Here is a 14839-nt window from a genome sequence, read left to right on the forward strand (position 1 = left end):
CGGCCCCCGCCCCACCCGCCTGCGCTGGCGCAGCGCTCTGGCCTGCACCGCGCTGCTGCTCGCACCGGCGGCCCAGGCCGGCCCCCAGGCGGCGGCCGAAGCCGCCTGGGGCTGCATCAAGGCCAACGGCAAGGCCGTGGCCCAGGGCGCGCAGACCGGCGTGCGCGTGCTGACGTTCATCGCCACCAAGCCCTTGTGCGTGGCGCAGCTGGTGACACCGCCGCCCGCCGTGCCGCAGGTGGCCATGGGCATCACGGTAGGCGTCGCCACGCAGCAGCAGTTGACCAGCTACAGCGCCTGTTCCGACCGCATCTACGGCTTTGTGGCCCACCCGGTACTGGGCGCGGTCAAGAGCGCGCTGGACCAGGCCCCGCAGGTGCCGCCGCCCCTGGACCACCTCAAGGACGGTCTGGCCGACCTGGCGGCCGACAACGCCGTGGAGTTGCTGACCAGCATTCCCGGCGCCGAGGTCGTCACCGGTGGCATCGACTGCGGCTGCGCACTGGTCGACGCGGGTCTGCAACCCGATACCGTGGTTCAGATGGTCGCCACCACGAAGCAGGTCGCGCAGCAATGCACCGATGTGCTGGAAGAACTGGGCCCGGCCGGCCAGGGCATTGCCGCGGTGGGCGGTGCGGTCTCGACCGCCTGGCGCGACTCGGTCAAGAACCCCCAGCACATGCCCTACCAGCAGTACTACGACCGCTTCTGGGCGCCGCAGGTCGAGGGCCTGGCCCAGAAACTGATCCAACCCGGCTCGCAGGACTGGACCCCCACCGTCAAGCCGCTGTGGGACCGCTGCGTCGACTACTTCGACAGCCACAACCAGTACCGCGACACCGCCCGCGTCACCTGCGATTCGATGCGCGACGGCGTGCACATTTTTCCGCAGCGGGGTTTCGTGCAGGCGGTGAACCTGCGTACCTGGCAGCTGGCCGTGCCCGGCGCGGTCGAAAACTACGCCCGCTACCTGGCCCAGCAGCAGGGCGACTACGCCCGGGCCAACAACCTGGGCCACAACCGGCTGACACTGGCCCTGTCGGCCGTCATCTTCCGCGACTTCGGCCTCACGCCGGCGGGCGCAGCCCCGCGCGACGGCCACGGCAATCCGCAGTGGATCGGCGGCGGCGCCAGCCTGGGGGCCAAGGCGATGGCTGCCGTGCCCCAGGCCAAGATCGCCAGCCCGGCCGTCCTGGACGCCCACACCGTGGCCATGAGCAGCGTGATCGCGGGCGCCTACAACGGCAGCGCGCTGCTGCAGAAGGTGCTGCGCTGGCAGGCGGCCTACCCGCTGATCAAGGCCGCGCGCTGTGCCATTCCACCGGCCATCCGCATTCCGGGCAGCGCGGGTGATGCCGGTGTCCCGCCCAAGATCCGCATTCCCGGCACCGCCCTGCCCCGGGTGGCCCTGGGCTGCCACGACCCCAACGTGCCCGACGAAGCCCGCGCCGCGGCCGTGAATGCGTGCCAGACCCTGTCCGTCGACCTGCAGGAGTTCCTGGTCCTGAGCTGCCCGGCGCCCCGCCCGGCGGCGCCCCTGGCGTCGGTGAACACGCCCCCCGTGGTGACAACCTCGCCCCCCACCTTGCCCGTGCGGGTGCGGCCGGCCCTCAGCGAGGAAGCCACCCCCGCGCCCGCACCGGACAACCCGCCCGCCGCTCCGCCGCCCATCCGGCTGCGGGTGCGGCCGACACTGCCCGGCCACTGAGGCCACCGGCCGGCCTCGCGGAGCAGCGCCTCAGCGCGCCGCTGCGAAGGCCACGTACCAATCCAGGCAGCCCGGGTTGGCCATGGCTTCCTTGTTGATCACTTTCTCCAGCGGCTGGCCCAGCAGCAGCTTCTTGATCGGCAGCTCCTGCTTCTTGCCCGAGAGCGTGCGCGGGATCTCGGCCACCTGGAAGATGGCGTCGGGCACGAAGCGCGGCGACAGCGAGTCGCGCACCGCCTGGTTGAGCCGGCCGCGCAGCGCATCGTCCAGCACCACCCCGGGGCGCAGCACCACGAACAGCGGCATGTAGCTTTCCCGGCCCAGGTATTCGAGATCGACCACCATGCTGTCGAGCACCTCGGGCAGGGCCTCGACGGCGCTGTACAGCTCGCTGGTGCCCATGCGCAGGCCGTGGCGGTTGATGGTGGCGTCGCTGCGGCCGTAGATGACACACGAGCCGTCGGGGAAGATGCGCAGCCAGTCGCCGTGGCGCCAGACGGCGCCGGCTTCGGCAGACAGGTCACCGCCGCCGGGCTTGCGGCCGTGACCCGGCGGGAACATGTCGAAGTAGCTGCCGATCAGGCGCTGGTGGTTGATGTCCCCGACGAAGTACAGCGGCATGGAAGGGATGGGCTGGGTGCAGACCAGTTCGCCCACTTCGTCGATCACGGGCCGGCCCTGTCCGTCCCAGGCTTCGACCGCCGAGCCCAGCTGCCGGCACTGCATGCGGCCGGGCGTCTGCGGCAGGTCGCGCAGGCCCCCGATGAAGGAACCGGCGAAGTCGGTGCCTCCGGAAACGTTGCACCACCAGATGTCGCCCCCACGCTCCGCTGGTGGCACGGGTTGTGGCCCGGTGGCGGGGTCGCGGTCATCCCCGTCATGCCCGCGCAGGCGGGCATCCACCGCCGCCCGCACCCGGCGGAACTGTTCGGTGCCCCAGTTCTGCGCGTCTTCCGACAGCGGTGAACCGGTGGTGCCGAGCACGCGCACGGCCGACAGGTCGCCGCAGGCGGTGAGGTCGACACCGGCCTTGAGGCAGTTGGCATAGAAGGCCGCACCGGCGCCGAAGAAGGTGACACCCAGATCGGCCGCAAAGCGCCAGAGCGTGGTCCAGTCGGGGTGTTCGCGGCTGCCGCCGGGGTTGCCGTCGTAGAGCACGCAGGTGGTGCCGCCGAGCAGGCCGGCCATCTGCGCGTTCCACATGATCCAGCCGGTGGAGCTGTACCAGTGGTAGCGCTCGCCCCAGGTGTTGGGGTCGTAGCTGCAGCCCACGTCGTTGTGCAGCGCGCCCATGGCACGCATCACCAGCAGGATGCCGCCGTGGCCGTGCACGATGGGCTTGGGCAGGCCGGTGGTGCCGCTGGAATAGACGATCCACAGCGGGTGGTCGAAGGGCAGCCACAGGGGCTCGAACGCCGCCACGTCCGCGTCGTCGCGCGCGGTCACCGCCGCCAGGTGCGCGCACGGCGCGGCCGCGTCCAGCGCGGCCTGCCGGGCGGCCGGTTCTTCGGCCAGGTTGGTGTGCAGCAGCACGTGGCGCACGGTGGGCAGGGCGGCGCGCAGCTCGGCCACCACGCCCAGGCGGTCGTGGTCCTTGTGGCCGTAGGTGACGCCGTCGCAGGCGATCAGCACCACGGGTTCGATCTGCCGGAGGCGGTCGAGCACGGCGTGCGTGCCCATGTCGGGCGCGCACACGCTCCACACCGCGCCGATGCTCACCACCGCCAGGAAGGCGACCATGGTTTCGGGGATGTTGGGCAGGTAGGCCGCGACGCGATCACCTGGCTTCACACCCTGCGCGCGCAGGTGCAGCGCCAGCGCCGCCGCCTGGCGCTGCAGATCGGGCCAGGACAGCTCGGTGTGGCGCCCTTTTTCATTGCGGGCGATCACCGCCGGAAAGCCCGCCGCGTGCGCCGGCGCCACATGGCGCAGCGCCTGTCGCGCGAGGTTGACCTGGGCCCCCGGGAACCACACCGCGCCGGGCATGACGTTCTTCGCCAGCACCGCCGTGTGCGGTGTGGGCGACTGGATGTCGAAGTAGTCCCAGACGCTTTGCCAGTAGGCGTCCAGGTCGGTCACCGACCAGCGCCACAGCGCGTCGTAACTGTCGAAAGAAAGCCCGCGCTCGCGGGCCAGCCAGGCTTGGTAGCGACGGATCTGGGGTTCGCAGGCCGCCTTGTTCGGGGTTGTCTCCATGCGCCATAGGGTATCGGCCGCCCGGTGGATTTCCAAGGCCCCGGACCTAGGGTTTGTACGAGTGTTCAAGTTTTTTGTACGAACGTCCAATACCGGCCATGGAGACACGCCCCCCGAAGCGCCGGGCCCCGGCCAGAGCCGCCGAGACCGCCGCACGCCCCGACCGCAAGCAGGCCATCCTGCTGGCCGCGGAGCGCCTGTTTGCCGAGCACGGCTACCACGGGGTTTCGATCCGCCAGATCGCCGACGAGGCCGGCGTGCCGCTGGCCCTGGTGGGCTACTACTACGGCCAGAAGCACGAGCTGTTTCACGCCATCTTCGAGCACTGGCGCCACACCATCGACGAGCGGCTGGCCCTGCTGGCGCAGGTGGGCGAGCTGCCAGCCGAAACGCAGACGCTGGAGCGTGTGGTGCGCGCGTTCGTGGAGCCGGTGATGCGCATGCGCGCCAGCCCCGAAGGCGAGTACTACGCACAGTTGGTGGCGCGCGAGCTGGCCTACCGCACGCCGGAAGCCGACCGCGTGCTGTCCCACTATTTCGACCCCATGGCGCACGCGTTCATCGACGCGTTGCTGCAGGCCTGCCCCGGCAGTGACCGGAGCCAAGCCGCCTGGGCTTACCAGTTCGCGCTGGGCGCGCTGATCCACCATATGAGCGATCGGCGCGTCGAGCGTCTGTCGCTGGGCGCGAACGTGCCCAGCGACCCCGCGGCCCAGCCGCAACTCGTGGCCTTCATCACAGCGGGCATTGCCGCTGCCATGAAGGCCGCCGAGCCTGTTTCCCCTCCCACCACAAAACCGTCCGAACCCCGAAGGAGACCCGCATGACCATCCCACGCACCATCCGCCCCGCCGTCCTGGCCACCGCCGTCTGGCTGGCCTTTGCCGGCGCACCGGCCCACGCGCAGCAGACCATCAAGCTCACCGCGGCCGCCGGCCACCCGCCCGTGTTCCTGTGGGTCAAGACGCTGGACGAGGTGTTCATTCCCGAAGTCGACCGCAAGCTCGCGGCCGGTGGCAAGTACAAGATCGAGTGGACCAAGGCCTTCGGCGGCACCCTGGTGAAGCTGGGCAGCGAGTCCAAGGGCATTGCCGACGGCGTGGCCGATCTGGGCGTGGTCAGCACGCTGTTCGAGGCGGCCAAGTTCCCGCTGCAGAACGTCTCGTACTACACGCCCTTCGGCACCGACAACATCGAGCTGATGAGCCAGACCATCGCCGGTCTGCAAAAGAACATTCCGGCCATGGCCGACGCCTGGAACAAGAACGGGCTGACCTACCTGGGCGGCATGGCGCTGGACTCGTACCACATCTGGACCAAGTTCCCAATCACCCGCATCGAGGACCTGAACGGCAAGAAGATCAGCGCCCCCGGCCCGGCCGCCAACTGGATCCGCGGCACCGGCGCGGTCGGCGTGGCCGGCTCGCTCAACACCTACTACGAGGACATCAAGTCCGGCGTGTCCGACGGCGTGGTGGTGTTCACCACCGGCGCCTGGGGCGCCAAGGTTCATGAAGTGGCCCCGTACGTGACCAAGGTGAACTTCGGCGCCCAGTTCGCCGGCGGCATCGCGATCAACAAGCGCCGCTTCGAAAAGCTGCCGCCCGAAGTGCAGGCCGCCATCCGCGAAGCCGGCGACAAGTGGACGGCCGAATACGCCAAGGCCCAGTCGGCCCTGGTGGACACCCGCTTCAAGGAAATGGCCGCGGCCGGCGCCAAGATCAGCGAACTGCCCGAGGCCGAGCGCAAGCGCTGGGCCGATGCGCTCTCGCCCGTGGCCAAGACCTGGGCCGCCGATGCCCAGAGCAAGGGCCTGCCCGCCGACCAGGTGCTCAACGGCTACATGAACAGCCTGATCAAGGCCGGCACCAAGGTGCCGCGCGACTGGAGCAAATAAGGTGACGGCTTCCCGCAACGAGCCGGGGGCCTCCGGGCCCACCGGCGGCGCTTTCGCGCCCGACGCCTACAACCAGGCGCTGCCCTTCGGCCTGCACCACCTGTTCGGTGCCATGAACGCGCTGGGCACGCTGTGGATCCTGGGCCTGATGGTGCTGATCAACCTGGACGTGTTCGGCCGCAACCTGCTGTCCACGCCCGTGCGCGGCGTCACCGAAATGGTTTCGCTGTCCATCGTCGGCATCGTGTTCCTGCAACTGGCCGACACCCTGCGGACCGGCCGCTTCACGCGCGCCGACGTGCTGATGGACCGCCTCAAGCGCCAGCAGCCCCGCGTGGCCGACGCCCTGCAGGCGGTGTTCCACCTGGTGGGCCTGGTGCTGATGCTCATCATCCTGCAGGCCAGTTGGGAGCCGCTGGTGGAGTCGATCCGCATCCGCGAATACGTCGGTGCCGTCGGTGACTTCCAGGCCCCTGTGTGGCCGATCCGGCTGGTCACCCTGCTGGGGCTGGCCACCACCGCGTTGTGCTTCGGCCTGCTGGCCTGGATGGACCTCAAACGCATGGCCGCGCGCGGCCGCCTCGCGGGAGACGCCGCATGAGCAGCGAAATCATTGCCCTGGGTTCGCTGGTGCTGATGCTGGCGCTGATCTACGCCGGCATGCACGTGGCCATCACCCTGGGCCTGCTGAGTTTCGTGGGTGTCTGGCTGATCCGCGGCGACATGGACATCGCGGCCAACCTGCTGGCGCAGGCGGTCAGCGACTCGATCGCCAGCCACATCTTCGGCGTGGTGCCCTTGTTCGTGCTGACGGGCTTTCTCGTCGCCTACGCCGACGTGGGCAAGGACGCCTTCGAGGTCGCCAACCAGGCCTTCCGGCGCATCCGCGGCGGGCTGGGCATCGCCACCGTGGCGGCCAACGCGGTGTTTGCCGCCATCACCGGCATCTCGATCGCCTCGGCCGCGGTGTTCACGCGCGTGGCGGTGCCGCAGATGCTGCGCTTCGGCTACCAGCCGCGCTTCGCGGTGGGCGTGGTGGCCGGCTCCTCGGTGCTGGGCATGCTGATCCCGCCCAGCCTGCTGATGATCCTCTACGGCTTCCTGTCGGACCAGTCGGTGGGCGACCTGTTCACCGCCGGCATCGTTCCCGGCCTGATCCTCGCCGTGGCCTTTGCCGGCGTGATCCTGCTGATGGCCTGGTGGCGCCCGGGCATGGTGTACGTGGGCGAGCTCCAGCCCGTGGACGACGAGGCGCTGATGCCGCTGTCGGAAATGCTGCTGAAGATGCTGCCCATCGTGCTGCTGATCGGCTCCATCCTGGGTGGCATCTACACCGGCCTGTTCACCGCCACCGAAGCCGGCGCGGTCGGCGCGCTGGTGGCGCTGCTGATCGCGCTGGTGCGGCGCAAGCTCACGCTGCGCAGCTTCTGGGGCGTGCTGACGGAAACCGGCCACGTCACGGTGTCGGTGAGCTTCCTGATCATCTGCGCCAACATCTACACCCGCATGCTGGCCATGAGCGGCACACCGCAGGCCATGCTCGAATGGATGGGCGCCGCCGGTCTGGGTGTGGTGGCGTTCCTGGTGATCTACGTGGTGGTGGTCGTGCTGCTGGGCACCATCATCGACTCGTCGTCCATCCTGCTGATCATGCTGCCGCTGATGCTGCCCATCGCCCAGCAGTTCGAGCTAAACCTGATCTGGTTCGGCGTGATCACCGTGGTGGCGGTCGAGATCGGGCTGCTCACACCGCCCTTCGGGCTGAGCATCTACGTCATCAAGAGCACCTTGGGGCGCACCGTGGACATCCCGCTGGGCGAGATGTTCCGCGGCACCGCGCCCTTCACGCTGACCATGCTCGCGGTGCTGGCGCTGCTGATGGCCTTCCCGCAACTGAGTCTGATGCTGCTGAAATGACGCCACGGCCCAACCCCCTGGACGGCTTCACCATCGACCGCGCCGCCATCCGCTACGTCGGCGAAGGCCTGCAGCGGCCCGAGTGCATCCTGGCCGAGCGCGACGGCTCGCTGTGGGCCGCCGATGCGCGTGGCGGCGTCACGCACATCGCGCCCGACGGCGCGCAGCGCTTCATCGGCCAGCGTGCCGACGAGCGCTTCGCCACCGCCGCCGAAGGCAGTGCCGACGGCTTCGAGGCCAAGTACACGCAGGGCACGCTGCCCAACGGCCTGGCCTTCGCCGCCAATGGCGACATCCTGATCTCCAACTTCGGCACCGACCTGCTGGAGGTCATGACCCGCGAGGGCCAGACCCGCACCCTGTTCGACCGCATCGACGGACAGCCCATCGGCAAGGTCAACTTCGTGCTGCGCGACTCGAAGCAGCGCATCTGGCTCACGGTGTCCACACGCGTCAACCCCTGGACCACCGCTGCCGCCAGCCGCGTGCGCGACGGCTACATCGCCGTGGTGGACGAACGGGGCATCCGCGTGGTCGCCGACGGCTTCCACTTCACCAACGAGATCCGCCTGGATGCGCAGGAAGCGTGGCTCTACATCGTGGAGACCACCGGCCCGCACATCAGCCGCATGCGGCTGGACGAATCGCACGCCGACGGCGTGCGGCTGACCGACCGCGAGGTGTTCGGCCCTGCGCACCTGGGCGGCTACCCCGACGGCATCGCCTTCGACAGCTTCGGCAACCTCTGGTGCACGCTGATCATGGTGGACCAGCTCATCGCGCTCACGCCCGAAGGCGACAAGCGCCTGCTGCTCGACGACGGCAACCCCGAAGCCAGCCGCCACCTGCTGGCAAAGATGGACGCCGGCACCGTGACCGCCGAGGACATGCAGCGTGCCCACGGCAGCCTGGCGCCCTGGATGGCCAGCATCACCTTCGGTGGCCCCGACCTGCGCACCGCCTACCTGGGCAGCCTGCTGGGCACCCGCATCCCGTACTTCCATTCACCCGTGCCGGGCCTGCCCATGGCGCACTGGTAACCCACCCCACCACAAAGACCCAAGGAGAACCCCATGCCCCGCCGATTTGTCGACCTCTCGATCTACCTGGAAAACGACGTCATCTCCGACCCGCCGGCCTTCGCGCCCAAGATCCAGTACTTCGACCACAAGAACTCCTTCGAACAGATGGCGCCCTTCTTCCCGGGCCTGAAGCAGGAAGACCTGCCCGATGGCGACGTCTGGGCGGTCGAGATGATCCAGCTGTCCACCCACAACGGCACCCACCTGGACGCGCCCTACCACTTCCACAGCACCATGGACAAGGCGCTGGGCGAGAAGAAGCCGGCCATCACCATCGACGAGGTGCCGCTGGAATGGTGCTTCCAGCCCGGCGTGAAGCTGGACTTCCGCCACTTCGCCGACGGCTACGTGGTCACCGCGGCCGACGTCGAGGCCGAGCTGGCCCGCATCGGCCACACGCTGAGCCCGCTGGAGATCGTGGTGGTCAACACCCGCGCCGGCAGCCGCTATGGCCACAACGACTACGTCAGCGCCGGCTGCGGCATGGGCTACGACGCCACCATGTACCTGCTCGAACGCGGCGTGCGCCTGACCGGCACCGACGCCTGGAGCTGGGACGCGCCCTTCGTCTACACCGCGCAGAAGTACGCCGAATCCAAGGACGCCAGCCTGATCTGGGAAGGCCACAAGGCCGGCCGCGACATCGGCTATTGCCACATCGAGAAGCTGCACAACCTCGAAGCGATCCCGGCGACGGGCTTCTACATCAGCTGCTTCCCGCACAAGATCCGCGGCGCCAGCGCGGGCTGGACACGTGCCGTGGCGATCTTCGACGATGCCCTGATGGCATCGAAGTGACCTTGCCTGCGGGCCGCACCCTGCCAACCACAGCGCCCTCCACCGTCACGCCCGCGTTCGCGGGCGTGACAAAGGCCCGGACTCGCCAGACCGGTCCGCTGCGGCCTTCATTTCATCCGAACACGGAGCCACACCCATGACCCTGAACCACACCCACGACCCCGCTGCCCGCAGTTGGCTCGAATCGGCCAATGCCGAAGGCAGCGACTTCCCGATCCAGAACCTGCCCTTCGGCGTCTTCCGCCGCCGTGGCACGAACGAGGCGTTCCGCGGTGGCGTGGCCATCGGTGACCAGGTGATCGACCTGGCCGCCGTGGCCCGCGCCGGTGCCGTCTCGGGCCTGGCGGCGCAGGCCGCCAGCGCCGCCGCGCAGCCCGCGCTCAACGAACTGCTGGCCATGGGCCCGGCCGCCTGGAGCGCGCTGCGCCACGCGCTGTTCGACGCCCTCCAGGCCGGCGCCACCGGCCCGGGCGTGGACGCGCTGCGCGCCAGCCTGGTGCCGCAAAGCGCCGTGGAACACACCGTGCCCACCCGCATCGGCGACTACACCGACTTCTACACCTCCATCCACCACGCCCGCAACGTCGGCCGCGTGATCCGGCCCGACAACCCGCTCACGCCCAATTTCCAGTGGATCCCCATCGCGTACCACGGCCGCGCCTCCAGCGTGGTGATCAGCGGCACGCCCTTCCACCGCCCCAAGGGCCAGGCCATGGCGCCCGGTGCCCAGGCCCCCGTGTACGGCCCCTGCCGCCGCCTCGACTACGAGCTGGAGATGGGCTTCTACGTCGGTCCCGGCAATGCCCTGGGCCAGCCAATCCCGATCGGTGAGGCCGAGCAGCACATCTTCGGCATGTGCCTGCTCAACGACTGGTCGGCGCGCGACCACCAGTTCTGGGAAATGGACCCGCTGGGCCCCTTCCTCGGCAAGAACTTCTGCACCACCGTCTCGCCCTGGATCGTCACCATGGAAGCGCTGGCCCCCTACCGCGTGCCCTTCGCCCACCCGGCCGACGAGCCCCAGCCCCTGCCCTATCTGGACAGCCCCGCCAACAGCGCGCAGGGTGGCGTTGACGTGCAACTCGAAGTGGTGCTGCAGAGCGCGAAACACCGCGCCCAGGGCCATGGCGGCGACCGGCTTTCGGCCACGAGCTTCAGCCACCAGTACTGGACCATCGCGCAGATGCTGACGCAGCACACCAACAACGGCTGCAACCTGCAGCCCGGTGACCTGCTGGGCACCGGCACCATCTCCGGCCCCACCTACGAGGAAGCCGGCGCCATCGTCGAGCTGTCGCTGGGCGGCACCCAGCAGATTCCCCTGCCCGCCACGGGCGAGACCCGCACCTTCCTGGAAGACGGCGACACCGTGGTGCTGCGCGGCTGGTGCGAAAAGCCCGGCGCGGCGCGCATCGGCTTCGGCGAAAGCCGGGGCGAGGTGCTGCCGGCCGTCGGCGGCGCCTGATCCGGTCCCGGCCATGACGCCCGCCACGCCCACGCTCACCCCGGTCTTCGACCTCACGGTGCGGGTCGCGCCGCCGCTGGAAGCCGGCCCGGTCAGCGGGCGGGGCGTGCAGGGCCTGCGCCGGGTTATTCCCATCACCGGCGGCACCGTCTCCGGCGGCCTCAACGGCGAGGTGCTGGCGGGCGGTGCCGATTTCCAGCTCGTGGTCAGCGACACCACCGCCGACCTCGACGCCCGCTACCTGCTGCGCCTGCACGATGCCGGCTGGGCCGGTGCCCACGTGATGGTGCACAACCGGGCACTGCGCCGCGCCAGCGCCGCCGATACCGCGCGCCTGGTGCGCGGCGAACCGGTGGACCCGGGTGCGGTCTATTTCCGCTGTGCGCCCACCTTCGAGGTCTCGCACCCGGCGCTGGCCTGGATGACGGAACACCTGTTCCTGGGCAGCGGGATTCGCCGCCCCGATCACGTCGCCATCCGCGTGTTTCGCGTCGACTGACGCGGATCAAACCGGCGCGCCACCGGCAGCGCCATCATCCGCCCCGCCCGGCAACTGTCCTGCCCGCGGCGGCGCTGTGCTGCAACGCAGCTTGAGCCCAGTGCCGGCGACCCGGCAGAATCTCGGCCGGCCGCGCGGCCATTCGCGTGCGCCCACATCACAACAACATTTACATCCAGGAGTTCTCATGGGCTTGTTCCAATGGAGCGAAAAATCATCGGCCACACTGGCGGGCGGCGGGGTCATCGGCCCTGACGAAAGGCTGCCCTGGCCACAGACCGCCGCCATGGGCGTGCAGCATCTGATCGCCATGTTCGGCGCCACGGTGCTGGCCCCCATCCTCATGGGCTTCAACCCCAACGTCGCCATCCTCATGAGCGGCGTCGGCACGCTGCTGTTCTTCCTGTTCACCGGCGGCAAGGTGCCGAGCTACCTCGGATCGAGCTTCGCCTTCATCGGCGTGGTGATCGCCGCCACCGGCTACGCCGGCCAGGGCCTGAACGCCAACATCGGGGTGGCGCTGGGCGGCATCATGGCCTGCGGCGCGCTGTACTTCGTGATCGGCGCCGTGGTCCAGGCCATCGGCACCGGCTGGATCGAGCGCTTCATGCCGCCCGTGGTCACCGGCGCCGTGGTGGCAGTGATCGGCCTGAACCTGGCCGGCATCCCGATCAAGAACATGGCCCCGACTGACTTCGACAAGTGGATGCAGGGCATCACCTTCGTCTGCGTCGCGCTGGTGGCCGTGTTCAGCAGCGGCATGCTGCAGCGCCTGCTGATCCTGGTCGGCCTGATCGTGGCCAGCATCGTCTACGCCGTGCTGACCAACGGCCTGGGCCTGGGCCAGCCGTTGGACCTCAGCGGCATCGCCAACGCGGCCTGGTTCGGCCTGCCGAGCTTCAGCGCACCGGTGTTCCAGGCCAACGCCATGCTGCTGATCGCGCCGGTGGCCGTCATCCTCGTGGCCGAGAACCTGGGCCACATCAAGGCCGTGACCGCCATGACCGGCAAGAACCTCGACCCCTACATGGGCCGCGCCTTCATGGGCGACGGCCTGGCCACCATGGTGGCCGGCAGCGTCGGCGGTACCGGTGTGACCACCTACGCCGAAAACATCGGCGTGATGGCCGCGACCAAGATCTATTCCACCGCCGTGTTCCTGGTGGCCGGCCTGATGGCGCTGCTGCTGGGCTTCTCGCCCAAGTTCGGCGCGCTGATCCAGGCCATCCCGCTGGCCGTGATGGGCGGCGTGTCCATCGTGGTGTTCGGCCTGATCGCGGTCGCGGGCGCGAAGATCTGGGTGGACAACCGGGTGGATTTCTCCGATAACCGCAATCTGCTGGTGGCCGCCATCACGCTGGTGCTGGGCACGGGCGACTACACGCTCAAATTCGGCGAATTCGCGCTGGGGGGTATCGGCACCGCGACCTTCGGGGCCCTCCTGCTGTGGGCCCTCATCGGTCGCCGAAAGGCCTGAGCCCGTTCAACTTGGCGGGTCACCGGCCGATAGGAAAAACAACGCCCGTACGCTTTCCGTCGGCGGGCCTTCAGGAGAAAAGCCCCCCATGACCGCGACCCGCCGCCCCGACGACCTGGCCCACTATCTGCAGCTGATGGTGGCGCACGGGGCGTCCGACCTGTTTCTCTCGGCGGGCACGCCCGCCGCCCTGAAGGTCCAGGGCGTGGTGCGGCGCCTGCCCGAGCCCCCGCTGGAGTCGACGCACACCCAGCAGCTCGCGTATTCGGTGATGCGCGAAGCGCAGATCCGCGGCTTCGAAGCCACGCTCGAATGCGACCTGGCCATCGCCCTGCCCGGCCTGGGGCGCTTTCGCGTGAACGTGTTCCGCCAGCGCGGCGACGTGGCCGTGGTGGTGCGGCACATCAATTCGCGCATTCCCTCGCTGGACCAGCTCAAGCTGCCGCCCATGACCAAGAAGCTGGCCCTGCTCAAGCGCGGGCTGGTGCTGGTGGTGGGCGCAGCGGGATCGGGCAAGTCGACCACGCTGGCGGCCATGATCGACCACCGCAACCGCAATGCCAGCGGCCACATCCTGACGGTGGAAGACCCGATGGAGTTCGAGCACAGCCACGGCAGCTGCATCGTCGACCAGCGGGAAGTGGGGCTGGACACGCAGAGCTTCGACGAGGCCCTGCGCCACGCCATGCGCGAGGCGCCCGACGTGATCATGATCGGCGAAATCCGCGACCGCCAGACCATGCAGCACGCCCTGGCCTACGCCGAGACGGGCCACCTGTGCATGTCGACCCTGCACGCCAACAACGCCAACCAGGCGATCCAGCGCATCCTCAACTTCTTCCCCGAAACGGCGCACAAGCAGATCCTGATGGACCTGTCGCTCAACCTCAAGGGCGTGATCGGGCAGCGGCTGATCCGCGGCCAGACCGAGAAGCTGGTGCCCGCCGTCGAGGTGATGCTGCTCTCGCCCTACGTGGCCGACCTGATCCAGAAAGGCCAGACCGACGAGATCAAGGACGCCATGGCCCGCAGCAACGAAGTGGGCATGTGCACCTTCGACCAGTCGCTGTACGCGCTGTTTGCCCAGGGCGAGCTGTCGGCCGAACAGGCCATCGAACACGCCGATTCGCGCACCGATCTGTCGCTGCGCATCCGCCTCCAGCACGGCCAGCCGCCCGACGCCTCGGCGCTGCGCATGAGCCCCGACTGAGGCCACCGCCAGCGCGCACCGGGCGCTGTGCACACCGCGGTTGTGCGGGCACGACAGGCGCGGCAATCGCGCACACAAAGCCGGAAACCCGCGCGCACCGGGGCCGCGCCACCGGCGCACCGCCCTATGCTGACCCCAGGGCCGCCGCGCGGCCTGGTCCCCTGTCCGCTTTCTGCCGCACCATGAACCGATCCTTCGCCCTTCGCCTGGCCGTGCCCCTGCTCGCGCTCGCTGGCCTCAGCGCCTGCCAGACCCCGCCCACCCCGGCGCCCGTTGCGCCCTACACCGGCCCGGTGCTACCCATCCAGCAGGCCGAGCGGGGCGTGGAAATCTTCCTGCCCAGCGCGGCCCTGTTCGACACCGGCAAGAGCACGCTCAACGCCACCGAATCGGGCCCCTACCTCGACCGCATCGCGCACCTGGTGACCACCAAGAGCGACAAGGCCATCGCCCTGGAAGGCCATGCGGACAACACCGGATCCGCCGAGCTGAACCAGCGCCTGTCCGACGAACGCGCGGCCGAGGTGGGCCGCGCGCTGGATGCGCGCGGCGTGCCCGCCGCCCGCCTGCGCACCGCCGGCTTCGCGGCG

General features: G+C 69.4%; 12 protein-coding genes and 1 pseudogene. 12 read left to right on the forward strand and 1 reads right to left on the reverse strand.

Annotated elements, in window-relative coordinates; genetic code table 11:
• Positions 1-1708, forward strand: a pseudogene (locus tag QQK43_RS20870) (hypothetical protein); the annotation flags it as partial.
• 30 nt (positions 1709-1738) lie between these two features.
• Here QQK43_RS20870 and QQK43_RS20875 read toward each other — a convergent pair.
• Positions 1739-3904 carry an acetoacetate--CoA ligase gene (locus QQK43_RS20875; protein ID WP_284309313.1) on the reverse strand — a complete coding sequence of 722 codons (2166 nt, stop codon included), beginning with the start codon at positions 3902-3904 and terminating at the stop codon, positions 1739-1741.
• A gap of 98 nt (positions 3905-4002) precedes the next feature.
• Here QQK43_RS20875 and QQK43_RS20880 point away from each other — a divergent pair, with 98 nt between their 5' ends.
• The 11 genes from QQK43_RS20880 to QQK43_RS20930 all read left to right on the forward strand — a co-directional run.
• A complete protein-coding gene (locus QQK43_RS20880; RefSeq protein WP_234267380.1) occupies positions 4003-4731 on the forward strand; it encodes a TetR/AcrR family transcriptional regulator in 729 nt (242 codons plus the stop codon).
• Positions 4728-5801 (forward strand): C4-dicarboxylate TRAP transporter substrate-binding protein, encoded by a 1074-nt coding sequence (locus QQK43_RS20885; protein ID WP_234267381.1) that lies wholly within the window; start codon positions 4728-4730, stop codon positions 5799-5801. Before QQK43_RS20880 ends, QQK43_RS20885 begins: the two co-directional genes overlap by 4 nt.
• Position 5802: 1 nt before the next feature.
• Complete coding sequence (locus tag QQK43_RS20890; RefSeq protein ID WP_234267382.1) at positions 5803-6402, forward strand: TRAP transporter small permease subunit; 600 nt, start codon at positions 5803-5805, stop codon at positions 6400-6402.
• Entirely contained in the window at positions 6399-7718 is a 1320-nt protein-coding gene (locus QQK43_RS20895; protein ID WP_284309314.1) for a TRAP transporter large permease, read from the forward strand. Before QQK43_RS20890 ends, QQK43_RS20895 begins: the two co-directional genes overlap by 4 nt.
• Complete coding sequence (locus tag QQK43_RS20900; RefSeq protein WP_284309315.1) at positions 7715-8758, forward strand: SMP-30/gluconolactonase/LRE family protein; 1044 nt, start codon at positions 7715-7717, stop codon at positions 8756-8758. Before QQK43_RS20895 ends, QQK43_RS20900 begins: the two co-directional genes overlap by 4 nt.
• Positions 8759-8791: 33 nt before the next feature.
• Positions 8792-9598, forward strand: a complete 807-nt coding sequence (locus tag QQK43_RS20905) for a cyclase family protein (protein ID WP_284309316.1) — start codon at positions 8792-8794, stop codon at positions 9596-9598.
• 136 nt (positions 9599-9734) lie between these two features.
• The gene (gene fahA, locus QQK43_RS20910) at positions 9735-11063 is read left to right on the forward strand and encodes a fumarylacetoacetase (RefSeq protein ID WP_284309317.1); all 1329 of its coding nucleotides are present in this window, start codon (positions 9735-9737) and stop codon (positions 11061-11063) included.
• 13 nt (positions 11064-11076) lie between these two features.
• Positions 11077-11562, forward strand: a complete 486-nt coding sequence (locus tag QQK43_RS20915) for a DUF3237 domain-containing protein (RefSeq protein ID WP_234267387.1) — start codon at positions 11077-11079, stop codon at positions 11560-11562.
• Positions 11563-11749: 187 nt separating this feature from the next.
• Positions 11750-13039, forward strand: coding sequence for a solute carrier family 23 protein (locus QQK43_RS20920; protein WP_234267388.1), 1290 nt, complete (start codon positions 11750-11752; stop codon positions 13037-13039).
• Between the two features lie 88 nt (positions 13040-13127).
• Positions 13128-14249, forward strand: a complete 1122-nt coding sequence (locus tag QQK43_RS20925; protein WP_284309318.1) for a PilT/PilU family type 4a pilus ATPase — start codon at positions 13128-13130, stop codon at positions 14247-14249.
• A 182-nt stretch (positions 14250-14431) separates the two neighbouring features.
• A partial coding sequence (locus QQK43_RS20930; RefSeq protein WP_284309319.1) for an OmpA family protein occupies positions 14432-14839 on the forward strand: 408 nt, incomplete at its 3' end.

Origin of the sequence: Hydrogenophaga electricum, from assembly GCF_030160815.1 — a bacterium.
Lineage (GTDB): Bacteria > Pseudomonadota > Gammaproteobacteria > Burkholderiales > Burkholderiaceae_C > Hydrogenophaga > Hydrogenophaga electricum.